This is a genomic window from Pseudomonas sp. NFX15 (assembly GCF_049132105.1).
Lineage (GTDB): Bacteria > Pseudomonadota > Gammaproteobacteria > Pseudomonadales > Pseudomonadaceae > Aquipseudomonas.
Genome location: NZ_JAFMPV010000033.1, coordinates 1 through 24,647 on the forward strand (window position 1 = coordinate 1; position 24,647 = coordinate 24,647).

General features: G+C 58.9%; 23 protein-coding genes. 6 read left to right on the forward strand and 17 right to left on the reverse strand.

The genetic code is table 11. The features are described 5' to 3' along the window. The coding region (locus tag J1D76_RS24440; protein ID WP_421140920.1) for an RHS repeat-associated core domain-containing protein at nt 1-809 on the forward strand (809 nt) is incomplete at its 5' end. Between the two features lie 10 nt (nt 810-819). After that, the gene (locus tag J1D76_RS24445; protein WP_421140921.1) at nt 820-1,236 is read left to right on the forward strand and encodes a hypothetical protein; all 417 of its coding nucleotides are present in this window, start codon (nt 820-822) and stop codon (nt 1,234-1,236) included. A 314-nt stretch (nt 1,237-1,550) separates the two neighbouring features. Here J1D76_RS24445 and J1D76_RS24450 read toward each other — a convergent pair whose 3' ends face one another. Together J1D76_RS24450 and J1D76_RS24455 are read right to left on the reverse strand one after the other, a co-directional pair. Further along, the gene (locus tag J1D76_RS24450) at nt 1,551-3,341 is read right to left on the reverse strand and encodes a bifunctional diguanylate cyclase/phosphodiesterase (RefSeq protein ID WP_421140922.1); all 1,791 of its coding nucleotides are present in this window, start codon (nt 3,339-3,341) and stop codon (nt 1,551-1,553) included. Between the two features lie 146 nt (nt 3,342-3,487). Then, complete coding sequence (locus J1D76_RS24455; protein WP_421140974.1) at nt 3,488-5,569, reverse strand: carboxy terminal-processing peptidase; 2,082 nt, start codon at nt 5,567-5,569, stop codon at nt 3,488-3,490. Nucleotides 5,570-5,707: 138 nt separating this feature from the next. Here J1D76_RS24455 and J1D76_RS24460 point away from each other — a divergent pair, with 138 nt between their 5' ends. Further along, nucleotides 5,708-6,670, forward strand: a complete 963-nt coding sequence (locus J1D76_RS24460) for a zinc-binding dehydrogenase (protein WP_421140923.1) — start codon at nt 5,708-5,710, stop codon at nt 6,668-6,670. A 100-nt stretch (nt 6,671-6,770) separates the two neighbouring features. Here the strand turns inward: J1D76_RS24460 and J1D76_RS24465 are convergent, their stop codons facing one another. The 6 genes from J1D76_RS24465 to J1D76_RS24490 form a co-directional block, all read right to left on the reverse strand. Next, entirely contained in the window at nt 6,771-7,424 is a 654-nt protein-coding gene (locus J1D76_RS24465; protein ID WP_421140924.1) for an HAD family hydrolase, read from the reverse strand. Between the two features lie 34 nt (nt 7,425-7,458). Then, nucleotides 7,459-8,448 carry an ABC transporter ATP-binding protein gene (locus tag J1D76_RS24470; protein WP_421140925.1) on the reverse strand — a complete coding sequence of 330 codons (990 nt, stop codon included), beginning with the start codon at nt 8,446-8,448 and terminating at the stop codon, nt 7,459-7,461. Then, nucleotides 8,445-9,245, reverse strand: a complete 801-nt coding sequence (locus tag J1D76_RS24475) for an ABC transporter permease (RefSeq protein WP_421140926.1) — start codon at nt 9,243-9,245, stop codon at nt 8,445-8,447. The genes J1D76_RS24470 and J1D76_RS24475 overlap by 4 nt, the downstream gene beginning before the upstream one ends. Beyond that, nucleotides 9,232-10,068 (reverse strand): ABC transporter permease, encoded by an 837-nt coding sequence (locus J1D76_RS24480; protein ID WP_421140927.1) that lies wholly within the window; start codon nt 10,066-10,068, stop codon nt 9,232-9,234. The genes J1D76_RS24475 and J1D76_RS24480 overlap by 14 nt, the downstream gene beginning before the upstream one ends. Before the next feature lie 5 nt (nt 10,069-10,073). Continuing rightward, nucleotides 10,074-10,880: an alkaline phosphatase family protein gene (locus tag J1D76_RS24485; protein WP_421140928.1), complete on the reverse strand. Its 807-nt coding sequence runs from the start codon at nt 10,878-10,880 to the stop codon at nt 10,074-10,076. A gap of 169 nt (nt 10,881-11,049) precedes the next feature. Then, nucleotides 11,050-12,120 (reverse strand): ABC transporter substrate-binding protein, encoded by a 1,071-nt coding sequence (locus J1D76_RS24490; RefSeq protein ID WP_421140929.1) that lies wholly within the window; start codon nt 12,118-12,120, stop codon nt 11,050-11,052. 363 nt (nt 12,121-12,483) lie between these two features. Between J1D76_RS24490 and J1D76_RS24495 the strand changes: the two genes are divergently transcribed. Continuing rightward, nucleotides 12,484-13,197, forward strand: a complete 714-nt coding sequence (locus J1D76_RS24495; RefSeq protein ID WP_421140930.1) for a UTRA domain-containing protein — start codon at nt 12,484-12,486, stop codon at nt 13,195-13,197. A 76-nt stretch (nt 13,198-13,273) separates the two neighbouring features. Here J1D76_RS24495 and J1D76_RS24500 read toward each other — a convergent pair whose 3' ends face one another. From J1D76_RS24500 to minC, 7 genes are all read right to left on the reverse strand, one after another. Continuing rightward, the gene (locus J1D76_RS24500) at nt 13,274-15,382 is read right to left on the reverse strand and encodes a mechanosensitive ion channel family protein (protein ID WP_421140931.1); all 2,109 of its coding nucleotides are present in this window, start codon (nt 15,380-15,382) and stop codon (nt 13,274-13,276) included. Between the two features lie 125 nt (nt 15,383-15,507). Continuing rightward, a complete protein-coding gene (locus J1D76_RS24505; RefSeq protein ID WP_008048365.1) occupies nt 15,508-15,684 on the reverse strand; it encodes a hypothetical protein in 177 nt (58 codons plus the stop codon). A 250-nt stretch (nt 15,685-15,934) separates the two neighbouring features. Beyond that, nucleotides 15,935-17,224 (reverse strand): M18 family aminopeptidase, encoded by a 1,290-nt coding sequence (locus tag J1D76_RS24510; protein WP_421140933.1) that lies wholly within the window; start codon nt 17,222-17,224, stop codon nt 15,935-15,937. A 214-nt stretch (nt 17,225-17,438) separates the two neighbouring features. Then, entirely contained in the window at nt 17,439-18,074 is a 636-nt protein-coding gene (locus tag J1D76_RS24515) for an RluA family pseudouridine synthase (protein WP_421140935.1), read from the reverse strand. 192 nt (nt 18,075-18,266) lie between these two features. After that, on the reverse strand, nt 18,267-18,521 hold the full coding sequence (gene minE, locus J1D76_RS24520; protein WP_007974947.1) for a cell division topological specificity factor MinE: 255 nt from the start codon (nt 18,519-18,521) through the stop codon (nt 18,267-18,269). A 3-nt stretch (nt 18,522-18,524) separates the two neighbouring features. Continuing rightward, nucleotides 18,525-19,337, reverse strand: coding sequence for a septum site-determining protein MinD (minD, locus tag J1D76_RS24525; protein ID WP_093217159.1), 813 nt, complete (start codon nt 19,335-19,337; stop codon nt 18,525-18,527). 201 nt (nt 19,338-19,538) lie between these two features. Beyond that, on the reverse strand, nt 19,539-20,276 hold the full coding sequence (gene minC, locus J1D76_RS24530; protein ID WP_421140937.1) for a septum site-determining protein MinC: 738 nt from the start codon (nt 20,274-20,276) through the stop codon (nt 19,539-19,541). Between the two features lie 118 nt (nt 20,277-20,394). Here minC and J1D76_RS24535 point away from each other — a divergent pair, with 118 nt between their 5' ends. Beyond that, nucleotides 20,395-21,327 (forward strand): lipid A biosynthesis lauroyl acyltransferase, encoded by a 933-nt coding sequence (locus tag J1D76_RS24535; RefSeq protein WP_421140938.1) that lies wholly within the window; start codon nt 20,395-20,397, stop codon nt 21,325-21,327. A 34-nt stretch (nt 21,328-21,361) separates the two neighbouring features. Next, entirely contained in the window at nt 21,362-22,534 is a 1,173-nt protein-coding gene (locus J1D76_RS24540; protein ID WP_421140939.1) for a patatin-like phospholipase family protein, read from the forward strand. 68 nt (nt 22,535-22,602) lie between these two features. Here J1D76_RS24540 and J1D76_RS24545 read toward each other — a convergent pair whose 3' ends face one another. After that, nucleotides 22,603-23,388, reverse strand: a complete 786-nt coding sequence (locus J1D76_RS24545) for an outer membrane protein OmpK (RefSeq protein ID WP_421140941.1) — start codon at nt 23,386-23,388, stop codon at nt 22,603-22,605. A gap of 377 nt (nt 23,389-23,765) precedes the next feature. After that, nucleotides 23,766-24,551: an outer membrane protein OmpK gene (locus tag J1D76_RS24550; RefSeq protein ID WP_421140942.1), complete on the reverse strand. Its 786-nt coding sequence runs from the start codon at nt 24,549-24,551 to the stop codon at nt 23,766-23,768. Nucleotides 24,552-24,647: the final 96 nt, after the last annotated feature.

Genomic DNA, 24,647 nt, shown 5'->3' on the forward strand with positions numbered 1-24,647 from the left:
GGTCAGCGCGCTACAGCGCCTACGGCAAACTGCGCGAAGTGAGCCACGGCGGCGGCGAACCACTGGAACAACCGCTGCGTTTTCAGGGCCAGTACTGCGACGCCGAGAGCGGCCTGCACTACAACCGCCACCGGTATTACCACCCGGATCTTGGGCGTTACCTGACGCCGGATCCGGTCAAATTGGCCGGTGGCTTGAACCCATACCAGTACACGCGCAACCCGACCGGGTGGGTGGATCCGTTGGGGTTGAGCGGGAATTGTCCGGGGGCGAACAGGCCGGGGTGCTCGGTACCGAATCCGGTGGGTGGGACTAGGGTTGATGAAGGAGAGCCGGCGCTGCCGAAGATGTCGGCGGAGCAGCGGCGGGCTAGGATTGATGAGTTGGCGGAGGCGAATGCTAAGCGACGGGTTATAGAGTGGGAGAAGCTATACGGCATGCACACTGTTGCGAAGCACAATCCCGAAATACCGGATACAGCATTGAAACAAAGAACTATTGATGGAAGTCATCCAACAAAAAAGGGGCGGAAGGGCCCGATTCAACCCAGCTCTCAATTCAAAACCTGGTTGTTACAGATGAATGCCATCAATGATGCTGTGTCTAGAATGAATAGAAAAAATCCAGTACCGACACGGTATACGCCAGAAGGAGATCCTGTAGTTAGAAAAGAGATGTTAAAAGGCGGTAGAGGCTATAAGCCCAATAGAAAGGACAAGGAGAATCCAAAATATATAGAAGACCTTAACTACTCCGAGGTGAGATTTGATCAAGTTAGTTTGCGTCCCTATACTGCTTTCCCGGACTAGGAGGCATTAAATGCTAATGTGGCCAAGATTCAATGTCCCATTCGAGCCTACGATTTTTTATTGGTTGGGTGGTATATCAATATTTGACCGTGAGGAAACTTTAGGCGCCACTTTGTGGGTTTATGATCCAAACGAAAAAGATGACAGAGAACAGATTATTAGAGGTTTTATTTTACGTAGATTTGACCATTTGACTTATAGGCATCGATTCCTGTTGTTTGAGATTTTGAGGTCGGCACTATCGACGCCAGGGATAAATTTCGCCACCCAGTTCGAAAGTGATTACGATGCCAATACATGTTTAGCTTGGGATGAAACCGAAATAGAGGATCCTCGTGGTTTTTTTGAGGATATATACAGGTTGGCTAGTGAGGAATGGAAAGATGATCTGCAAAAGGCGGGCTTGGAAGATCAATCAACTTGGTGAGGTTGACAGTGATGCATCACTACGAAGTTTCCGGGCAGGTTTTCGGAAGTTTCCTTCAAAACGTAGCTATTTCCATGAACTGGTGCGACGTGAGCTCCATGGTTAGGCTTTGGTGGTCACTGATGATTCAGTGACGGGGCGTAGGAACCGTTCGAAACCGTTAGAGTATATTGCGTCACTGCGTGGTTTGCTGCCGTTACCTTGCGTCCATAAGATCAATTGCGGCGGCTATGCGCGGGCACGCTTCGGTGTGGTCGAGTTTTGCTCTAATTGTCTCGATATGTGAGCAAGCTCCCTCGCCACAAAAGCAAAGATCAGCGTTGTCCGGCTAGCAACTTCTCTTCGTGTCCGGGTAACGCCAGGCTATTAATCACATGCACGCTGTAACCTTGAACATTCTTCGCATGGTGCTTGGCCTGTGAAGCCAACTCCGCCAACTGGCTCGCATCAAGCTGTTCGCAGGCCTGTGGATGCAAATGCACCACGCCAATCGACAGCGATAACAGGGGAAATTCCTGGCGTTGCCCCTGGCGATTCGGGGCGATGAAGCAGCCGGCTTCCAGGTGTTCGTTGCGGTAGAAGCGTCGGCATTGGCTCTGGAAGTCGTCGAGCAACTGGTTCAAGCGTTTGCGCCAGTCGTCCGGGCCGAGTACCAGCAGGAAGTCGTCGCCGCCGATGTGGCCGACGAAATCGCGGGAGGGGTCGACGCGGTCGTTCAGGCATTGGGCCAGGCACAGTAGGACTTCATCCCCGCGGCCGTAGCCGTAGATGTCGTTGAAGGGTTTGAAGCTGTCGATGTCGACGTAGCAGATCACCGATTCGCGCTGCTGTTGCAGAAGGCGCGTGAGGCATTGCTGGATCGGTACGTTGCCAGGAAGCAGGGTCAGTGGGTTGGCGTAGCGGGCTTGCTGGATTTTCAGCTCGGTAATCAGTTTCAACACGTCGATGACTCGACCCAATCCGAGGTACCCGCCGTTGAGGGTGATGATGAAGTCTTCCTCGATGCGTTGGCGGGCGCGGCTGGTGATCAGGCGGCTGACTTGTTGCAAGGACTGGCTCAACTCGACGGCGAGGAAGTCATCGTTCATCAAGCGGCTGATCGGCTTGCGGGCAAACAGGTCGGTGGCAAAGGGTTTGAGCAACGCATCGGAAAGCGAATGTCGATGGACGATGCCGCAAGGCTGGCCTTGTTCATCCAGCACGGCCAGTGAGTTGAGGTTGGCTTGGCGGCGAAACGCTTCGAGTACCGTGGCGGTCGGGGTGTCGCGGTCCACGGCGGGTTGCTCGTTGAGCAGGGCGCTAAGGTCGCTGCCATCCTCGCTCAGTGCGACGGCGGTGCTGTCCTGCCGTGGCATCAAGGCCCGGGCATCTCGTGGGGGATACTCTTGAGGGCGACACAGCAAATAGCCCTGGACCAGGTCGACACCCATGTCGGTCAAAACCGCCAGTTCTTCGGGAAGTTCGATGCCCTCGGCGATGACGTGCGCCCGCGAGGCCTTGGCGATTTGCAGGATCGAACCAACGAACTCGCGCTTGAGTGCATCCTGGTGGATGCCATCAATGAAATGCCGGTCGATCTTCACGTAATCCGGGCGCAGCTCCGACCACAGGCGCAAGCTCGAATAGCCTGCTCCCAGATCATCCAGGGCAATCGAAAACCCCATCGCCCGATAGTGATGCAGGGCGGTTTGCAGCAACTGGAAATCGTCGGTCGGGGTCTGCTCGGTCAGTTCAATCACCACCTGGCTCGGCGGAATACCGAAGTCTTGCAGCAACTGCAGGGTACGCCCCGGTTGGTGGGCGGCTTCGAGCAGGGATTCGGGAGACACGTTAAGGAACAGCTTGCCCGGCAGTTGTTGTTCATTGAAACGTCGGCAGGCGCTTTCGCGGCAGGCGATTTCCAACTCGCTCAGGCGTCCGGCCTGACGGGCGACGGCGAACAGGGCAACAGGGGAGTGCAGTGGGCTATTGGACGGTCCGCGGCTCAGCGCTTCATAGCCGAGGATGCGTCGTTCAGAGAGGCTGATGATCGGTTGGAACAGGCTGTGCAAACCGCCTTGAGTCAGGATCGAGCTCAATGCACTCAGCTGTTCGGTTGTGGTCATGGCGATCTCTGGCGATAAAAAAGGACTGGCGTGGTCCCTTTTTCTACAAGGAGCACGCCAGTCCCATATTTCACGACAGAATGATGACTGTTTGATGACGCCCAAGGGGCGTCAGCACTAAATTGCCATCAGTTGTGGGTCAGCACTCAGTGCTTGGCCACCGCCGAGTTGAGTTTCAGGTAATCCAGCAGAATCCGCCCGGTCTCGCTCAAGTAGGCATCGTCTTCCGGCTTGGTATTGTCCGGCTCGGCCGGGATGGCATCTTCGTCTTCTTTCTTCAGCTCTTTGAGCGGTTCTTCGCCCTTGGCCTTGCGACGGATGTTTTCCATGGCCAGCTGCTTGGCTTCGATATCGGTGTGCTGGGCACGACGCTCGGCTTCATTGAGGCTGACGGTTTTCTCGGCCATCAGTTTCTGCGCCAGGGCCAGCTTGTCGCGGATGAACACGAACTCCGCATCCTTGGCCGTGCGCACGTCATGCTCGGACTTGAGCTGCGAAATGTACGGCTTGAACGGGTCAACCGCAGGCTTGATCGCCGGCTTGATGGTGTCCCACGGCATGGCTTCCGGCAGGGCGCTTTCACCGATTTCCTTGGTGTCGATGATCGACGGGTAATCGATGTCCGGCAGGACGCCCTGATGCTGGGTGCTCTGCCCGGAAACCCGGTAGAACTTGGCCAGGGTCAGTTTCAGTTCGCCATGGTTAAGCGGCTGAATGGTCTGCACGGTGCCTTTGCCGAAGGTCTGGCCGCCGATGATCAATGCACGGTGGTAGTCCTGCATGGCGCCGGCAAAAATCTCCGAAGCCGAGGCGGACAAGCGGTTGACCAGCAACGCCATCGGGCCCTTGTAGAACGCGCCCGGGTTTTCATCCTCAAGGACATCGACGCGGCCATCGGCGTTACGCACGAGTACGGTCGGGCCTTTGTCGATGAACAGGCTGGTCAGTTCGGTGGCCTCTTGCAGGGAGCCGCCGCCGTTGTTGCGCAGGTCGATGACCACGCCGTCGACTTTCTCTTTCTGCAACTCGGTCAGCAGTTTCTTGACGTCGCGAGTGGTGCTCTTGTAGTCCGGATCGCCAGCACGGAAGGCCTTGAAGTCCAGGTAGAACGCCGGGATTTCAATGATGCCGAGCTTGTAGTCCTTGCCGTCCTGTTTCAGGTTCAGCACCGACTTCTTCACGGCCTGGTCTTCAAGCTTCACCGCTTCACGGGTGATCGGCACGATCTTGGTGGTCTGGTCGTTTGGCGCATTGCTGGCCGGGATCACTTCCAGGCGGACCACGGTGCCTTTCGGGCCACGGATCAGCTTGACCACTTCGTCCAGGCGCCAGCCCACCACGTCGACCATCTCTTTGTTGCCCTGGGCAACGCCGATGATCTTGTCGGCCGGAGCAACCTGCTTGGTCTTGTCTGCCGGGCCTGCCGGCACCAGGCGCACGACTTTGACCTGGTCGTTATCGCTCTGCAACACGGCGCCGATGCCCTCGAGGGACAGGCTCATGTTGATGTCGAAGTTCTCCGCGTTATCCGGCGACAGATAGTTGGTGTGCGGGTCGTAGGACATGGCGAAGGTATTGATGTACGCCTGGAAGATGTCTTCCGCGCGAGTCTGGTCCAGGCGTGCCAACTGGTTCTTGTAGCGCTTGGTCAGGGTTTCCTGGATCTGCTTGGAATCCTTGCCGGCGATCTTCATCCGCAAAACCTCATCCTTGACGCGTTTGCGCCACAGGTCGTCGAGTTCTGCGGTGGATTTGAGCCAAGGGGCGTCCTTGCGGTCGATCAGCAAGGATTCCTTGGTGGTGAAGTCCATCTTGTCGACGCCTTTGTCCAGCTCGGCAAGGGCGAAGTCCAGACGCGCCTTGACGCGGTCCAGGTAGCGCTTGTAGATGGTGAACCCGGCGTTGAGGTCGCCGCTTTTGAGGAAGTCGTCGAACTGCGTCTTCCACTTGTCGAATTCGGTAATGTCGCTGGCCATGAAATAGCTGCGCGACGGATCCAGCAACTTGAGGTAGCTGTCGTAGATGATCACCGAGCGAGCGTCATCGAGTGGCGGCTTGCTGTAGTGGTGGCGCTTGAGCAACTCCACGACGTTCAGGCTGGCGATCACTTCGTCACGATCGGGTTGAAGCTTGTCCCAGCTGTTGGCTGCGAATGTATTGCTCGACATGGGCAGCAAGCCGATCCCGATGAATAAGGCGAGGGCAGTGCTGGGGAACAGATGCTTCATGCTGATTCGACGCGGGGACAATTGATAACGCATATTAGGCCGTCTTTGAAGTCGCCGGATCTTTGGGAGCCGGTCGCATAATGCAAAAAGCCCGGCGCTATAGCTTCGGGCTCAGTCCAGACTCACTATGGAGGCACTGTGAAAGCATTGCAAGGCGTTGACGGTCAAGTGGTGTGGGTTGATGAGCCGAGTCCTACATGCGATGTAGGACAAGTTCGTATCCGGGTGGCGGCAGCGGGTCTAAATCGGGCTGATTTATTGCAAAAAGCAGGATTGTATCCGCCTCCACCAGGGGCCAGCCAAGTGCTCGGTCTAGAGTGCTCGGGGGTGATCAGCGAGGTGGGTGCAGGGTCCTCCTGGCAGGTGGGCGATCGGGTTTGCGCCTTGCTGGCTGGGGGCGGGATGGCCGAAGAGGTGGTTGTCGACGGGCGGCATGTGCTGCCGGTTCCCGACGGCGTGTCGCTGGTCGAAGCGGCGGCATTACCCGAAGTTTATGCAACAGTCTGGCTGAATTTGTTTCAACTGGCTGCGCTCAAACCGGGTCAGAAAGTTCTTCTGCACGCCGGGGCAAGTGGAATTGGTTCAGCGGCCATTCAGTTGTGCAAGGCGTTCGGCAATCCGTGCTGGGTCAGTGTCGGCTCCACCGAGCGACTGGCGTACTGCGAAGCGTTGGGCGCCCAGGGTGGCGTGGTGCGCAGTGACGATCTGGAGAGCCTGCGCGATCTGGGTCCGTTCGACGTGATCCTCGATCCGGTGGGCGGCAATTACGCGGCGTTAAACCTCAAGCTGCTGGCGCAGGATGGCCGTTGGGTGCTGATCGGTTTGATGGGCGGCCGCGAAGCCAAGCTGGACCTGGCCCAAGTGCTGGCCAAGCGTGTGCAGTTATTGGGCTCGACGTTGCGCAGCCGTGACGATCAGTTCAAGGCCGATCTGTTCAGCGACCTGAGCCAGCATGTGTGGCCGTTGTTTGCCGAAGGTCGGTTGAGCCCGCAGTTGGCCAAAACATTCTTGATAAAGGATGCCGAGGCAGCGTTTGCTGAGCTGGCGAGCAATACCGTGGCGGGGAAGGTGGTGTTGGTGATTGACCAAAGCCTGGCTTGATCCCTGCAGGGGCTGGCTTGCCAGCGAAGAACGATAACGCGGTATGACATGAGCACCGTATCGTCCCGTTCGCTGGCAAGCCAGCTCCTACAAAAGCCGGTTATTTCCAGGTGTGGATCGGCCAGCCGGCTTTTTCGGCGTGCTCGCGCAGTACCGGATCCGGGTTGACCACATGCGGGAAGTCCACCTTCAGCAACAGTGGCAGGTCATTGCGTGAGTCCGAATAGAAGCTCGCGCCTTCGAGGTTTTCTTCCTGTTCGTCCAGCCATTCCAGCAGGCGTGCGATCTTGCCTTCGCGGTAGGTCAGGGTGCCGACGGTGTGGCCGGTATAGGCGCCATGGGCCACTTCCAGTTCGATGCCCAGGAACTCGTCGATCCCCAGGCGTTCGGCGATCGGGCCGACCAGGTGGACGCCCGACGCTGAAATCACCAGGATTCGGTCGCCGGCCTTGCGGTGCGCCGCAATGGTCTTGGTCGCTTCACTGAATATGATCGGTTCGATGTAGTCCTCCACCCAGGGGCCGACCAGATGGTCGACTTCTTGGGACGTGCGGCCGATCAACGGCTCGAGGCTGAAGGCCATGTAGTCCTCCATCGCCAGGTGACCTCTGCCATAAGCATCCATCAATTCCCTGTCGCGACGCAGGAAGGATTCGCCGTCGACCCAGCCGAGGCGGACCATTTGCTCGCTCCACAGTGAGGCGCAGTCGCCGTGGATCAGGGTTTCGTCCAGATCAAAAATTGCCAGAGCCATCAGTGCAGTTCTCTCTTGTGCATAAGCAAAGGCATCAGGCTACCTCACACAGGGCCGTCGGATCGATGGAAAGCGCCAGGCGTTGACCATCGGGATGCAGATCGGCCGCCGAGCGGTTCAGCACATCCACCACCAATTCCACGCCCCGGGCTTCGACCCGGTAGCGAATCACGTTGCCCAGCAGGCTGTGGCTGCGCACTTGCGCGTCCAGTTCGCCATTAAGGCTCAGCTCGATGGCTTCCGGGCGAATGGCGATACGCTTGCTGATCGGGCGTTGCAACAGCTTCGTAGCGCTGTCGGCGTCCAGCAGGTTGTAGTTGCCGATGAACCCGGCGGCGAACACATCCACCGGCGCGGTGTAGAGAGTTTCGGCATCACCGCTTTGTACGATTTTTCCCTGATTCATCAGGAAAATCCGGTCAGACATGGTCAGGGCTTCTTCCTGATCGTGTGTGACGAAAATCGTCGTCAGGCCCAGTTCGCGCTGGATCTGACGGATCTGTTCGCGCAGGTGCTTGCGAATCCGCGCATCGAGGGCCGACAGCGGTTCGTCGAGCAGCAACAGGCGCGGTCGAGTCACCAACGAACGGGCGAGGGCAACGCGTTGGCATTGGCCACCGGACAACTGATGCGGATAGCGCGAGGCGAAGTCTTGCAGCTCCACCAGTTTCAGCACTTCGGCAACACGCTTTTGGCTGTCATCGGCATTGACCTTTTGCATGCGCAAGCCAAAGGCGACATTTTGCTCGACGTTCATGTTGGGGAACAGGGCGTAGCTCTGGAACACCATGCCGATCCTGCGTTTCTGCGGACTCAACGGCACAATATCCACACCATCGAGCAGGATCTTGCCGCCATCTACCGAGGTCAGGCCGGCGATGCAGCGCAGCAGGGTGGATTTGCCGCAACCGGAGGGGCCGAGCAAGGTGACGAATTCGCCCTTCTGGATCTCGCAGTTGATGTCGCTGAACACGGTGGTGCCCGCGTAATTCTTTTGCAGATGCTGGACGCTGACGAAGCTCATTGGCTTTTGTCCTTGTTCAAGATATTGGCAGCCCAAGTCAGGACCAGCACAAAGAAGAAGTAGGAAATCACCAGCGCACTGGTGAAATGACCGCTGCTGTTGCGCATGTTGTTGAGGTAGACCTGCAGGGTCTCGTAGCGGGTACCGACGAGGATGTTGGCGAACACGAACTCACCGAACAGGAACGAGAACGACAGCAGCAGCGCCACCATCAGGCCCTTGCGCAGGTTCGGCAGCACTACCAGGAGTGCGGCTTGAAAGGTGCTGGCGCCGAGCAACTGGGCGGCGTCCATCAGGTCGCGCAGGTTGATCGCTTGCAGGTTGTTGGTGATCGCACGGTACATGAACGGCAGCGCCACGGTGAAGTAGCAACCGATCAGGATCCACGGCGTGCCAACCATCGCCAACGGCCCCGAGCCGTAGAGTTGCAACAGCCCCACCGACGACACCACCGGCGGCACGGCGAAGGGCAGCAGGATCAGGATGTTCATCAGCGCATCGAGTTTAGGAAAGTGGTAATGCACCACGAACAGCAGCGGCAAAATCAGCACCACCGACAGCACCAGTGAGCCGACGCAGACCAGCAACGATTGCCCGAATGCATGCAGGAAGCGTGGATCGCTCCACAGCTGGATGTACCATTTGAGGGTGAAGCCGCTGGGCAGGATGGTCGCCGACCAACTGCTGGCGATCGAGTAGATCAGCGTGCCGAGCAGCGGCAACAACAGGATGGCAAACAGCAGGTACACCACCGCGCGGTGATAGACACCGGCAGGCCCCAGTTCAGCGCGAGACATGGTAGCTCCTCTTCAACAGCAACTGGTGCACGATGGTCACCAGGGTCATCAAGGCCACCAGCACCACGGCCAGGGCACTGGCCAGGTTCGGGTCCAGGGAAATGTCACCCGAGACCAGTCCGGCAATCCGGATCGGCAATACGTTGAAGTTACCGGTGGTCAACGCGTAGACCGTGGCGTAGGCGCCGAGGGCGTTGGCCAGCAGGATCACGAAAGTGCCCAAGAGCGCAGGCGTTAGCACCGGCAAACCGATATGCCGCCAGAATTGCCAGCCATTTGCACCGAGCAACTCGGCCGACTCGCGCCAGTCTTCACGCAGGGCATCGAACGCCGGGTAGAGCAGCAACACGCCGAGGGGAATCTGGAAATAGGTGTAGAGAATGATCAACCCGGTTTTCGAGTACAGGTTGAAATCCTGAATGATCCCGGCCTGCTTGAGCATCAAGGTAAAACTGCCGTTGAAGCCGAGCAGGATGATGAACGCGAAGGCCAGGGGCACACCGGCAAAGTTGCTGGTCATGTTGGCGAACGCGTTGACGAAGTTGCGCAGTTTCGAGTCGACCCGGCGCAGGGAATACGCACCGAGCACGGCGATGACGATGCCGAAAACGCTGGACCAGAAACTGATCTCAAGGCTGAGTTGGATCGCTTGCAGGTAGAACTTCGAGCTGAAAATCTTGCTGAAGTTGGCCAGGCCCCAGCCGAATTCTTCCGACTGCAGGCTGTTGATCATCACCCAGGTCAGCGGGGCGATTTCGAAGACGATAAAGAACAACGCGAATGGTAACAGGCACAAGGCTGCCAGCCATTTACTGCGGGTCATGGCATTCACTTCAACAGCTCCCGGCAAACCGGTTTGTCGTGAGGTACGCCGAGCAGTTCGCAGACGGTGCCGCAGATTTCAGTCTGTTTCGGAGTTGCGTTGGCGTTGAAGCTGAACGCATCACCGAGGACAAACAGTGGCACTTCGCGTTCTTCCGGCAGCAAGCCGTTGTGAGAACGGTCGTTGTTCATGCCGTGGTCGGCGGTCACCAGCACCTGGTAGCCGGCATCGAGCCAGCCTTGCAAGTAATCGGCGAGGATAATGTCGGCCGAGCGGGCGCTGTTGCGGTACTGCGGAGTGTCGAGGCCGTGCTTGTGCCCGGCGTCGTCGATGTTCATCGGGTGGATCAGCAGGAAGTTCGGCGCGTGGCGCAAGCGCAGGCTTTCGGCGTCGGCGAACAGGTGCGAATCCGGGTAGTGATCGTTCCAGTAGAAATGCCCATGCTGGATCGGCAGTTGCGGGTCATTGGTGTGGCGGTCCCGGGCCGCGACGAAGGGCGAGCGGTTGTACAGCTCGCTGACCCAGTGATAAGCCGCCGCTGCGGTCGTCAGGCTAGCCTCGGTGGCGTAGTGATAGATGCTGCGCTGGTTGGACAGGCGCGAAACGTTGTTGTGGACGATGCCACTGTCGATTGGCGGCACGCCGGTCAGGATACATTCGTAAAGCGGTCGGGACAGGGCGGGCAGTTCGCATTCCAGCGTGTAGAGCGCTGCGCGTCCGGCGCCGACATAAGCCTGCAGGTGCCCCATGGCGTGACGGGCGACCTCGTCGTTGAGGCCGTCGAGCACGACAAGGATGACGTTGTGCTTCATAGGGGCAAAACTCCGTGTAACTCCAAATCAACTCAATCCCTTGTAGGCGTGAGCCTGCTCGCGATGGCAGCTTACTTTTCAACACAGAGGCTGAATGACACTCCGCTATCGCGAGCAAGCTCGCGCCCACCTGGATTTTCAATTGCCCATCAATAGAGGTTGGGCTGCATCATTGCTGCATATTGACGATGACTTCTTCGTTCCACTTCTGAGGAAGAGCCTTGGAGGTCTTTTCCCATGCGTCGGCGTCTTTGATCGGCGTTACGTTTTTGTACTGCTCGTTAGGCAGCAACTTGGCCTTCACGTCTTCTGGCAAGGTGATGTGCTCGGCACGGATCGGGCGCGCGTTGCCTTTGGCCAGGTTGATCTGCCCCTCATCGCTAAAGATGTATTCGCGAGTGAGCTTGGCGGCATTCGGGTTTTTTGCATACTTGTTGATGATGGTGGTGTAGCCGGAAATGACTGCACCGTCTGACGGGATCAGCACCACGTAGTCATCCGGGTTGGCCATCTTGGCCTTGTAGCTCAAGCCGTTGAAGTCCCAGACCACGCCTATTTCAATTTCACCTTTTTCCATAGTGGCAATCGTCGTGTTGCTCATCGACAAGCGACCCTGCTTGGCGAGGTCAGCAAACAGCTCCAGGGCCGGCTCAATGTTTTTCTCGTTACCGCCATTGGCCATGGCAGCAGACAGTACGCCATTCGCCGCCTGGGCTGCGGTGCTCACATCACCGATGGACACCTTGTATTTACCGGTTTTCAAGTCGGCCCACTTGGTAGGTATTTCGGAATCGTGCAGCAACTTCTTGTTGACGATGAACGCGATGGTGCCGGTGTAGGCCAGTGCCCAGTTGCCGTCTGTGTCCTTGGCCCAGGACGGGACCTGATCCCAGGTGGATGGCTTGTACGGCTGGACCACGCCTTGCTTGACTGCAATCGGGCCGAAGGCCGCGCCCACGTCGCCGATGTCGGCGGTGGCGTTGTCTTTTTCGGCGGCGAACTTGGCGATTTCCTGGGCCGAACTCATGTCGGTGTCGATGTGCTGGAGGCCGTACTTATCAGTCAGGTCTTTCCAAGTGCCTGACCAGTTGGCCCAGTCATCAGGCATGCCGACGCTGTTGATGGCGCCTTCCGCTTTGGCGGCGGCTTCCAGTGTTTTCAAATCGGTGTCGGCCGCCATGGCGGCGGTGCACAGTGCGATGGTCGAGCCTAACAGTGATGCCAGGAAAAGCTTTTTCATGCCGAAGCTCCTTGGGTCGTGTTCAACGCTGCGATTGCGGTGTGTGTTGGTCTAGGTCAGCAATACCTGAGCCAATTTAAGGAGGCTGGATGACACTTTGATGTCGTTCGTCGCCCGAGATGGCTTTTTGTTCAGCGGTATCGCGACTGGCCTGCTAAGCGTAGACCATGGTCAAGACCCCGGCAGGCAAGGAGTTTGGCCGGTGAATTGCAGGTTTTTACAAGCACGGCGTGGTGACCGTTCGGCAGCTTTGTCACATGTTGGTCATCTGCGCTGCCTACGCTTGCAGGCTATTGAATGAACCCGTATGAGCTGCGGTTTTGCACTTAAAGGGTGCTGGTCTAGTCCAGACAGGAAAAGTTGATGCGCGAAGAGGCAACCAAAGCGGTGACAGCCATTGGCCAGGTGCTCCAGGAGCAGATTGACCACGGTCTGTTAGCACCCGGTAGCAAGTTGCCGTCGGAGCGCAAGCTCAGTGAATTGTTCGGCACCACGCGGATCACCTTGCGCGAGGCGCTGTTGCAATTGGAGTCACAGGGGCAGATTTATCGCGAGGAGCGTCGCGGCTGGTTCGTCTCGCCGCCGCGACTGGCGTACAACCTCATGCAGCGCAGCCACTTTCACGCGATGGTCAGCGCCCAGGGACGGGTGCCATCCACTGAGGTGATTTCGGCGCGATTGCAGCCGGCCTCGGCGGCGGTGTGTGCGTGGTTGCAATTGCCGGCGTTGTCCAGCGTGATCCAGATCTGCCGCTCACGGCGGATCGACGGGCGACTGGTGCTGTATGTGGAGCACTATCTCAACCCGCAATACTTTCCAGGGATTCTCGACTTCGATTTGAATCAGTCGATCACCGAGCTTTATGCACGGCATTACGATTTGCACTACGGGCGGGTGCGCTTCGAGATTGTGCCGACGGCGTTATCGGTCGAGGCGGCCGCGGCGTTGAAAGTGTCAGTGGGCAGCCCGGGACTGCAGATTGCCCGGGTTAACTATGACCACAACGAACGGTTGATCGACTGTGACCTGGAGTTCTGGCGGCATGATGCGATTCATGTCGGGGTAGACGTTGTCTGATGTCGAAGAGGCCCTGAGATTCAACACTTCGCTGGTTGTTCGGCCGCCTTCGCTGGCAAGCCAGCTCCTACAGGGGTTATTCGTCTTGAGGGCCACCGCCGGCGGTGATTACCTGGATGCTCATTCTGGGTGTCGCCAGATCCAGTCCGGCTTCATCCATGTGTCGCTTGAGTGACAGGTTGAACGCCCGCGAAACCTCCCACTGTTTAATCGGTGCGGTCTTGAACCGGGCGCGCAGGATCGCATTGCCCGACTCAAAACTTTCCACGCCTTGAAACTCCAGCGGCGACCAGATATTGCGCCGCTGCAGAGGGTCGGTGCGCATTTTTTGGCCGACCTCGCGCATCAGTTTGATAGCGTTGTCGATGTCCATGCTGGCGGGCACCGCGACCCGGAAGATCGCGTAGCCGAATTCCCGCGAGTAGTTCTTGATGCTTTTGATTTCGCTGAACGGGATGGTGTGGACGATGCCGTCGATGTCCCGCAGACGTACGGTGCGGATGGTCAGGCCTTCGACCGTGCCGAGGTGTCCGCCTACATCCACGTAGTCGTCGATGGCCAGGGAGTCTTCGATGATGATGAACAGGCCGGTAATCAGGTCGGCGACCAGCGATTGCGCGCCAAAACCGATGGCCAGGCCGATCACACCGGCACCGGCCAGCAGTGGCGTGACGTTCATGCCCATGTTGGCCAGGGCAACGATCAGCGCGACGATGAAAATCGCCACGAACAGCACGTTGCGGATCAGCGGCATCATCGTCTGTGCACGGGCATTGGCCAGGCCTTTGCGCGAGCGGGTCAGGGCGTGGTGCACGGCGGTATCGCTGAGAATCCAGACCAGCCAGGCAAACAGCAGCGTGCCGACGAGGCTGAACAGTTTGACGCTGACGTCATGGCCGTCGCCTTCGGTAAAACGAATCAACGACATGCCCCAGACCCGCAGGCCAAGCTCGATAAAAGCCAGCCACACCAGCAGGTGCACGATCGTGTAGAGGAAGTTTTTCAGCCGTTCCGAATACACCGCGTAGCGTCGGATACCACGCTGGGGTTTGAGCGCGTGGCGGCGGAGCAGGCCGTTGATGACCATACACAGCACCAGCAGAACTGTGCAGATCAGCGACTGGCGCAGGGCGGTGCTGGTATCGCCAGCGGAAATGAACGTTGCGAACAGGGAAATGCCCACCAGCACCAGCGCCGGTGCGTACCAGAAGGTGCCGAGAATCGAGAGGGTGTCGTTAAGCGCACGACGGGTCAGACGTCGGGACAGCGGTTGGTTGCGGATCAGGTGGGCGATTGGTCGGCGAAAACGCAGGATGAACCGGCCGGTGGAGAGCGCTGCGAGAACATTGGCAACGGTCGCGGCGGTATGGGCAAGATGGCTGCCGAGGCTATCGACCAGTTGCGGATCGCTCAGGGCTTCACCAAACGCGGCGAAGCTGCCGATCAACCACAGTGGCCGAAACGCCTGGTGCCGCAGGATGTACAAGGCGCGGTGGCGGTGCGGGCCGTCGAGCAGGGAAAAAGCAATCACGCAGATGGCAGAAAAGCACGTACCGACCACCAGCGCATAGGCCAGCACCATCGCCAGGCTTTTGCCCAAGGACGACGGCAGGGCGTAGCTCATGTAGACGGTGATCACCAGGGCGATCAGCCACGGCCCGAGTTTGCGCAAGGCAAAGCGCAGCATGTCGAGCGCCTTGGGATGCTGTGGCAGTTCTTCGGTCAGGCTGAAACGCATCCGCACGCGGTGGCTGATCCAGATCAGGGCGGCCGCCAGCAGGCTCCAGACCAGCAGGATCATGGCAAATGCGAACAGCATGGGAATCCATTCGTTGGCCGGCAATGCCAGCGCCACCAGTTCTTCCTGGGCCTGGTCGAATTCACTGGACCAGCGCGTGAGCGGGCTGTCGTCGCCGGAAAATTTCTTCTCGATATTGGCCAGGGTGCCGCCAATCAGACCGAGTACGCCTTCTTCGGCCGCGGGCTGAGCCTTTTTGGTGGTGTCACGGAGCTTCTTCAGATCGGCCAGTAGCTTGGCGCGTTGCTGGTCGTTTTCCAGTGACTTGATCACTTCGTCGAGCGATTGCGCCAGCGGTTCTTGTGCTTCGGGCTGGGCCTTGGCCTGGCTGTTGAGCAGGCTCGGCAGGCCGACGGCCTGGGCAGACGCCACAGGTAGCAGCGTCATCAGGCAAACAAGGAGAAAACACGGGAGGGCAAATAGACGAGCGAACACTAGGCGGTCAACCTCGCAGGGAGCGGATCGACCGAGTGTACGAGCCCGTCAAAATCAATGCGAGCCAGGGCGATGAATTATTCGTTGAGTTTGGCGAGGATCTTGATCACCACGGTCGCGAGGATGGTCAGCATGCCAATCCACATGGCGAACACGCCGGCATTTTTATCACGAAAGTTGAAGCCGACGGCCAGCAGGAGCATCCCGGCAAGAATCGGGATGAGCATGGCGTGAAACGTGGACATCGAGATCATGGAGACAGCCTTGTCGAAAGGGTATTTAAAGTTTAGGTGGCTTTGGCAGGGGACGAGGTGATGTGTATCAGAAATGAGTCACTTGTAGCGCAATTTTTTGTGGCGAAGGAGCTTGCCCCCACTGGGCTGCACAGCAGCCCCAAAACCAACCAAGGCGATCATTCGAGAGGACCGCACGCACGGGATTGGCGACTGCTGCGCAGTCGAACGGGAGCAAGCTTTCTTGCCACAAGGTTTTTGTTGCGCCAGCTTACGGCAACTCGCGGCAGGCGTAGAACGCGTTCAGTACCTTGACCAGATGAGCCAGGTCATGACTGCCGCACAGTTCGCGGATCGAGTGCATGGCGAACGTCGGCAGGCCGATGTCTACGGTGCGCACGCCCAGGTGGCTGGCGGTGATCGGGCCGATGGTCGAACCACAACCCATGTCGCTGCGCACGACGAAGCTTTGCACTGGCACTTCTTCGGCCATGCACAGGTGACGGAAGAACCCGGCGGTTTCGCTGTTGGTGGCGTAGCGCTGGTTGCTGTTGACCTTGATCACCGGACCGGCGTTGAGTTTCGGGCCATGGTTGGCGTCGTGCTTGTCGGCGTAGTTGGGGTGCACGCCGTGGGCGTTGTCCGCTGAGACCAGCAGGGATTTCTGAATGGTGCGTACGAACTCATCACCTTCAGGCAACAAGCGACGCAGGGTTTGCTCCAGCATCGGGCCGTCGGCACCGCAGGCCGAACAGGAGCCAACTTCTTCGTGGTCGTTGCAAACCAGGACGCAGGTTTCGTCGGTGTCGGACGTCAACAGCGCTTGCAGGCCGGCGTAGCACGACAGCAGGTTGTCCAGGCGTGCGCCGGCGATGAAGTCGCCGTGCAGGCCAATGACCGCCGCGCTTTGGGTGTCGTAGAAACTCAACTCATAGTCGAGCACTACGTCGGCATTCAAACCGTGTTCGCGGGCGAGTTGATCGGTGAGCACCGCGCGGAAGTCGACGCGCTCGTCACCGGCAAATTGTGCGAGGATCGGTGGCAGCTCGGTCTGGGCATTGATCGCCCACCCCATGTTGGCTTCGCGGTTGAGGTGAATGGCCAGGTTCGGGATGATCGCGATCGGGGTCTTGAAGTCGATCAATTGGCTCTCGACCTTGCCATCACGACGGAAGGTCACGCGGCCCGCCAGGGACAGGTCACGGTCGAACCACGGCGCCAGCAGCGCGCCGCCATAGACTTCGACACCCAGTTGCCAGAAACCCTGGCGTTGCAGCTCAGGTTGCGGCTTGACCCGCAGGCACGGGCTGTCAGTGTGAGCGCCGACCAGGCGAATACCGCCGTGCAACGCAGAGTGACGGCCCATCTTGATCGCGACAATCGAGGAGTCGTTGCGGGTGACGTAATAGCGACCGTTGGCTTCGGTATTCCACGGCTCGCGCTCGTCGAGACGCTGGTAGCCCGCCGCTTCCAGGCGTTGAACGAGGCTGGCGGTGGCATGGAACGGGGTAGGGGAGGCCTTGAGGAAGTCGATCAGGCCTTGGTTCAACTCTTCGCGCATGTGTTAGCTCCAGACAGCAATGGCGCCAGTTTAACGTATTGGCTGTGGAATTGGCTGTGGACTGATGTTGGGGGCAGGCTGCGATATTGAATCTGTAGGAGATCCCTGTGGGGGCGGGCTTGCCCGCGATTGCGGCGCGTCAGACAGCATCAATGCTGGATGTGCGGGCCTCATCGCTGGCAAGCCAGCTCCCACAGGTTTTGCGTGTTTACGCTCAGAACGGCGCGGGGCATTCGAAACGCAAGCGCTCGCCACTTTGCGGGTGAGTGAAGCTGAGCATGCTCGCGTGCAGGCACAGGCGAGGCCAAGCCGCCAAAGCCTGTTCATGGGCGTAGAGCCCGTCACCCAGCAGCGGATGACCGATCGAGAGCATGTGCACGCGCAACTGATGGGAGCGGCCGGTGATCGGTGTCAGCTCGACACGGCACCAGTCACCGCAACGCTCCAGCACTTTCCAGAAAGTCAGCGCGTGTTTGCCGAATTCATGGTCGACCACATGCCGAGGCTTGGTCGGCGGATCGTAGCGCAAGGGCAGGTCGATGCTGCCACTGTCCAGTTCCGGCTGGCCCCAGCACAGGGCTGTGTAGGCCTTTTCGGTTTCGCGGTCGTGAAATTGCCGAGACAGTTCGCGATGGGTATCCGGGTCGCGGGCCAGCAGGATGATACCGGACGTTTCCCAGTCCAGGCGGTGGACGATTCGCGCTTCCGGGTAGCCGTTTTCCTGCAGGCGGGTGATCAGGCAGTCCTTGTTGTCGTCGGCCCGGCCAGGGACGGAGAGCAACAGGGTCGGCTTGTTCACCACCAGTACGGCGGCATCCTGATGGATGATGTGGATATTGGACAACGGCATTAAAACAGCCTCGTAACAAACGCCAACGGCGGCTCGATGGCTTGGACGCCCTTTTTTTGTAGGAGCTGGCTTGCCGGCGATACAGGCAACGCGTTGTAATTGTCACAACGCGTTGATGCATTCGCTGGCAAGCCAGCTCCTACAGAAAGGGTGCCCAAGTCATCGAGCCGCCGTGGCTCCTGACGGATCGACTCAGCGATCTGGCAGGGTGATATTGAGTTCCAGAATCGAGCAGCTGCCCTGGCTTTCCAGTGCGACATGCACGTCATCGGACCCGATGTTGACGTACTTGCGGATCACCTCGACCAGTTCCTTCTGCAAGGCCGGCAGGTAGTCCGGGGTGCTGCGTTGGCCGCGTTCGTGCGCCACGATGATCTGTAGACGCTCTTTCGCTACCGACGCGGTGCTTTGCTTTTTGTTGGCACGAAAGAAGTCAAAAAGGTTCATTGCTTAATTGCCTCCAAACAGGCGCTCGAAGAATCCCTTCTTCTGTACATCGAGGAAACGATGATCCACGGTCTTGCCCAGCAGGCGGTCTACGGTGTCGCTGTAGGCCTGGCCGGCATCGCTCTGGTCGTCGAGAATCACCGGAACGCCCTGGTTGGATGCCTTGAGCACCGCCTGGGATTCAGGGATCACGCCGAGCAGCGCTACCGAGAGGATTTCCTTGACGTCTTCTACGCCGAGCATTTCGCCTTTGCTCACACGCTCCGGGTGGTAACGGGTAATCAGCAGGTGTTCCTTGATCGGGTCTTCGCCCCGTTCGGCGCGACGCGACTTGCTGGCCAACAGGCCGAGCATGCGGTCCGAATCTCGTACCGAAGACACTTCCGGGTTGGTCACGACGATCGCTTCATCAGCGAAGTACATGGCCAGGTGGGCGCCTTTCTCGATGCCCGCCGGGGAGTCGCAGACCACGAACTCAAATTGTTCCTTGAGCTCCATCAGGACTTTTTCCACGCCTTCGACGGTCAGCGCGTCTTTGTCGCGGGTCTGGCTGGCGGCCAGCACGTAGAGGTTTTCCAGGCGCTTGTCTTTGATCAGGGCCTGTTGCAGGTTGGCTTCGCCGTTGACCACGTTGACGAAGTCATACACCACGCGGCGCTCGCAACCCATGATCAGGTCAAGGTTACGCAAGCCCACGTCGAAGTCGACGATAACTGTCTTGTGGCCACGCAGAGCGAGGCCGGTACCGATAGCGGCGCTGGTGGTGGTCTTACCCACACCACCCTTGCCGGATGTAACCACGAGAATCTTGGCCAAGGTGTTTCACCCCTAAGGAAGAAGGACTTTTTAGCCCCTGAAAAACATCTCTTGAAAACTACTGCAGTCGGACAGCCTTGGCTGGAATTCGGTTTTTGGCGGCGCTTACCCCCGGTAAACACTGCCTTGGGCCTTTTTCCTACTTCGTTTGAGCCGTTTTCGCTACGTTTTAGAGATGCTTGGAAAATGCGGCAGTATCCGTTAAAGCCGAATGATGTTCAACACGTCGCCTGACAGGCTGACCTGCACGCCCGAACCCCACAAAGGGTCGCGGCGCAGATCTTCGGAAACCTTGTAATGCCCGGCGATGGAAATCAGTTCAGCGCTCATTTGCTGGCAGAAAATCCGCGCCTTGGTGTCGCCCTTGACGCCGGCGAGCACTCGACCGCGCATCGGGCCGTATACATGGATGTTGCCATCGGCGAGAAGTTCCGCCCCCGGGCTGACCGAGGAGATCACCACCAGGTCGCTGCCTTGGGCATAGATCTGCTGGCCACCACGCACTGGCGAGGTGATGATTTTGGTCGGCTTGATGGACGGCTCGGGTGGTTTTTCCGGTTTTTTCTTCGGTTCGCCCTCGGTCAGGTCCAGCGGACGTTCCCGAGCACCGGACGGCGGCAGCACCGGCAGGTCGACGGCGATGGCGGCGGCGATGTCTTCGATACGGCTGGCGCGAATCGCCAGGGTGCGCAGGCCGTGCTGGCGGCACACGCGCATCAGGCCGGGCAGATCGACGGCGCCTTCGTTGGCCGGGAGTTTGTCCAGGGCCAGTACCAGCGGCGCGTTGCTGAAGAAGTTGGGCGCCTGGGCGACCTTGGCGGCCAGTTGCCGATCAAGGCTTTCGAGGTCATTACGGGCCAGTTCCAGCACCGTAATGGCCAGCATGCTGCCCTTCAACTGGAACACGGGATCTTGGTCTAGCGGTTCGGTTTGGCTCATGGTCGGCATACAACGACTTGTCACTAAAAGTGCCGAGACTTATAACGAGAACGCCCGCAGGCCGCAAGCCGGGTCGAACGATGTAGAATGCGCGGCCATTGTCATTCCGGAAGCATTAATGGACCGCCCGCGTTTTCGAAAAGCTTTTCTTTCTCCACGTTTCTGGCCGCTGTGGTGTGGCTTGGGGCTGTTGTGGCTGATCGTCCAGTTGCCGTATCCGGCTTTGCTGTGGATCGGTCGCGTGTTGGGCGCGATGATGTATCGCGTGGCGGGCGACCGACGGCGCATCGCCAAGCGCAATCTGGAACTGTGTTTCCCGGAAAAAACCGCAGCCGAACGCAAGCGCCTGCTCAAGGAGAATTTCGCCTCCACCGGCATCGCCTTCTTCGAAATGGCGATGAGCTGGTGGTGGTCGCGCAAACGCCTGGCGAGCCTGGCGCACATCGAAGGGCTTGAGTATTTGCAAAAGGCCCAGCGCGAAGGCAAGGGCGTGATCCTGATGGCGCTGCACTTCACCACGCTGGAAATCGGCGCGGCGCTGCTCGGCCAGAAGCACACCATCGACGGCATGTACCGCGAGCACAAGAATCCATTGTTCGACTACATCCAGCGTCAGGGCCGCGAGCGGCACAACCTCGATTCACTGGCGGTGGAACGCGAAGACGTACGCGGCATGCTCAAATTGCTGCGTTCGGGCCGGGCGATCTGGTACGCACCGGATCAGGACTACGGCGCCAAGCAAAGCATCTTCGTGCCCTTGTTCGGCATTCAAGCCGCGACTGTGACGGCGACCAGCAAGTTTGCCCGCTTGGGCAAGGCGTTGGTGGTGCCGTTCACCCAGGAGCGCCTGGCGGACGGCAGCGGTTATCGCCTGGTGATCCATGCGCCGCTCGAAGGTTTCCCCGGTGAAACCGAAGAAGCCGATTGCCTTCGGATCAACCAGTGGATCGAAAGCGTGTTGCGCGAGTATCCCGAGCAATACTTGTGGGCCCACCGCCGCTTCAAGAGTCGTCCACCGGGCGAGGCTAAGTTGTACGCCAAACGTCGTTGAGTGAACGATCCCTTTAGCACCCTGGAGCGTTGCGATGAGTCCTGCTGAACCGGTTACAGGCTTGATTCTTTCAGGCGGCGGGGCTCGGGCGGCGTACCAGGTCGGGGTGCTGGCGGCGATTGCCCAATTGCTGCCACCGGGGGCGAGCAATCCTTTTCCGGTCATCGTCGGCACTTCGGCAGGCGCGATCAACGCCGTCAGCCTCGCCAGCGGCGCGATGGACTTTCGCAGCGCCATCGAACGCCTCACAGCCTTCTGGCAGGGCTTTCGCAGCCATCTGGTGCTGCGCAGCGACTGGCCAGGCGTTATCCGCCAGGCCAGCCGCTTTGTCAGCCACAGCTTGCTGGGCATGGGCGCGCACCTGCCGGTGGCACTGCTCGACAGTTCGCCGCTGCGCGATTTGCTCAACGACAAGTTGCACATGAGCGGCGTTGCCGAAGCCATCGCCCAGCAACGATTGCGTGCGGTGGCGGTCACGGCGTTCGGCTATGAGTCCGGCCAAGCGGTGACCTTCTATCAGGGCGGCGGCAAGATCGACGCCTGGTTGCGTCATCGACGCATCGGCGTTCCGACCCAACTTTGCGTTGAACACCTGCTCGCCAGTTCGGCGATTCCGCTGCTGTTCGCCCCGGTGAAAATCGGCGAAGAGTATTTTGGCGATGGCGCGGTGCGACAGTCAGCGCCCATCAGCCCGGCGCTGCACCTGGGGGCCAGCCGGGTGCTGGTGGTGGGCGTCAGCGGCAACCCCCGCGGCGTCGATTCGCAACAACCGTTGCAGCGCAGCTACACCGGTCAGCAACCGACCCTGGCACAGATCGGCGGACACATGCTCAACAGCACGTTCATCGACAGCCTGGAAAGCGACATCGAGTTGTTGCAGCGCCTGAACCAGTTCAGTCACCTGATGCCCGACGGCACTCCGACCCGCGCCTTGGGGGTGGCACCGGTGGACGTGCTGGTGATTTCACCGAGCCAGCCAATCGACGAAATCGCTGCCCGCCATCGACAAGAATTGCCGGCGGCACTGCGCCTGTTTCTGCGCGGACCGGGTGCGACCAAGACCAGCGGGGCAGGGGTGCTGAGTTACCTGCTGTTCGAGTCGGGGTATTGCAGCGAGTTGATTGAGTTGGGGCGACGGGATGCGTTGGCCAAGCGGGGGGAGTTGTGCCGGTTTCTGGGGATTGCCGAGGCGATCGTTCCAGCTTGAAATCGGTGGTGCCACCTTTCGCGGACTTGCCCGCGATGGCGCCCTTGCGGACGCCACATGCAGCAAAATCAGAAGTGGAACTTCACCAGCAAGCTCGTGGTGTTCTGATTGGTGGTGAACGCCTGGGTATCGTCGATCCCGTACTTGTTCGACCAGTAGTCGTACTCGATACCGACATACAACTGCTTGGCGCCAAAATTCATGGCCTTGCCCAGGTCGTATTTGACTTGTGGGTTGAAGTGCAGGTTGGCGTGATATTCGCCTTTGCTGTTGACGTCGTTGTCCATGACCCAGTCCATGTAACCGTCGATCAGCACGCTCGAATCGCCGACCGGGATGGTGTAGGACCAGACCGGAGTGACCTGCCAGACGTTGTCGCCCGGACGCGAGCCATCGGTGTGACGGTTGTAGAAGTTCAGTTGGAAGTAATCGAAACCAGGGATGGCCAGGTCGAAGCCCGGGCCGATCAGGTAAGACTCGCTGTCACCCTCGCCAAACTCGTAGGTCATGGCCAGCAGCACGTCTTTGATCGGGCCGAATTCGATCTTCTGGTCGAGCACTTTGCCCAGGGAGATGCGTGGTTGGAACTCGCCGTAGTAGGTGTTCGGACCGTTGTTGAAGTCCTTGTCACCGTTATAGAAGATCTTGTCGACGAAGAAGAAGTTATCGCCGTACTTCCACGCATCGGCGTGCTCGAACGTCACGGTCTGCTGAATGTGCGGGTTGACCTTGAAGTCTTTACCGTAGAGGTAGGTCAGGCTGTTGTTCTGCCACTGCAGCAAATCGTCGGCCATGGCTTGGCCACCGGCCAGCATTGATCCCGCGAGCATCAGGCTAGTGCACGTACGTTTCATTCGGTTGCTCCCAAAAATGAGGTGGTTCCACGTTGTTTTTTTAAGGTCGGCGCTCTGGTGCGGCGCCTGTTTGTGTTGCGATAAAAAATCATCCAATCGGTCAGCTTTGGTGCTGATAGCAAGAGCTGAGCCAAGGCGTTCTAAAAGCAAAAAAACTCCCGTTCGGCAGCTCAGGAGCGGTCGATTGAGAGGGGTTTTGGAGTGCCTTGGAGCCTGCCAGTGCCGGGATAAGTTGGCCTGCTGGTCAGGTTTTACATCCGGGCTTTTTTTTAAACCGGATTCGGGCGGCCGCGGAGAATACTGACTCCTCGGCCAGGTCTCAAGTGCTCCGCAACGGCGCACCGACGATAGGTTTGGCGCACGGTTACGGGGCAGCATCAGAAATGCACCTTGACCAGCAGGCTGGCGGTGTTTTCGTCGGTGTTGAAACGGGCACTGTCCTCAACGCCGTATTTGTCTTTCCAGTAGCTGTATTCGGCACCGACGTAGACCTGCTTCTCGCGCCAGCCCATGGCTTTGCCCAGGTCGTATTTGACCTGCGGGTTGAGGTGCACGTTGGCGTGGTAGGTCCCGCGTGAGTTCTGGTCGTTATCGACGACCCAGTCGATGTAGCCGTCGATCAACAGGTTGGAATTACCCAAGGGAAGGGTGTAGGACCAGCCCGGGGTGATTTGCCAGACGCCATCGCCCGGGCGTGCGCCTTCGGTCTCGCGGCGATAGACGTTCAGGGTGACGTAGTTGAAACCCGGCACGGCGAGGTCCAAGCCTGGGCCGATCAGGTAGGCCTTGCTGTCGTCTTCGCCGTTCTCGTACGTCATGGCGAGCAGAACATCCTTGATCGGGCCGAATTCGAAGCGGCGGTCGAGGATCTTGCCGAAAGACAGACGCGGGCTGAACTCGCCGTAGTAGGCGTGGGCCCCTTTGTTGCGGTCTTGCTCGCCGTTGTACCAGGTGCTGTCGACGAACAGGAAGTTGTCGCCGTACTTCCAGCGGTCGGCGTGCTCGAAGGTCAGCGTCTGCTGGATCGCCGGGTTGATTGCGTAATTCTTGCCATACAGGTAGCTCAGGCTGTTGGTCTGCCACAGCAGTAGATCGCCGGCCATGGCTTGACTCGCGGCCAGCAGGCCACCACTCAACAACACGTTGGTTTGTGTCCGAATCATCTGTTGCTCCCTCTTGTTTTTATTTTCAGGCGCAGGCCACCCAACCCTGTAGGAACTGGCTTGCCAGCGAAATCGCCAGGAAGTCCGACATTCATG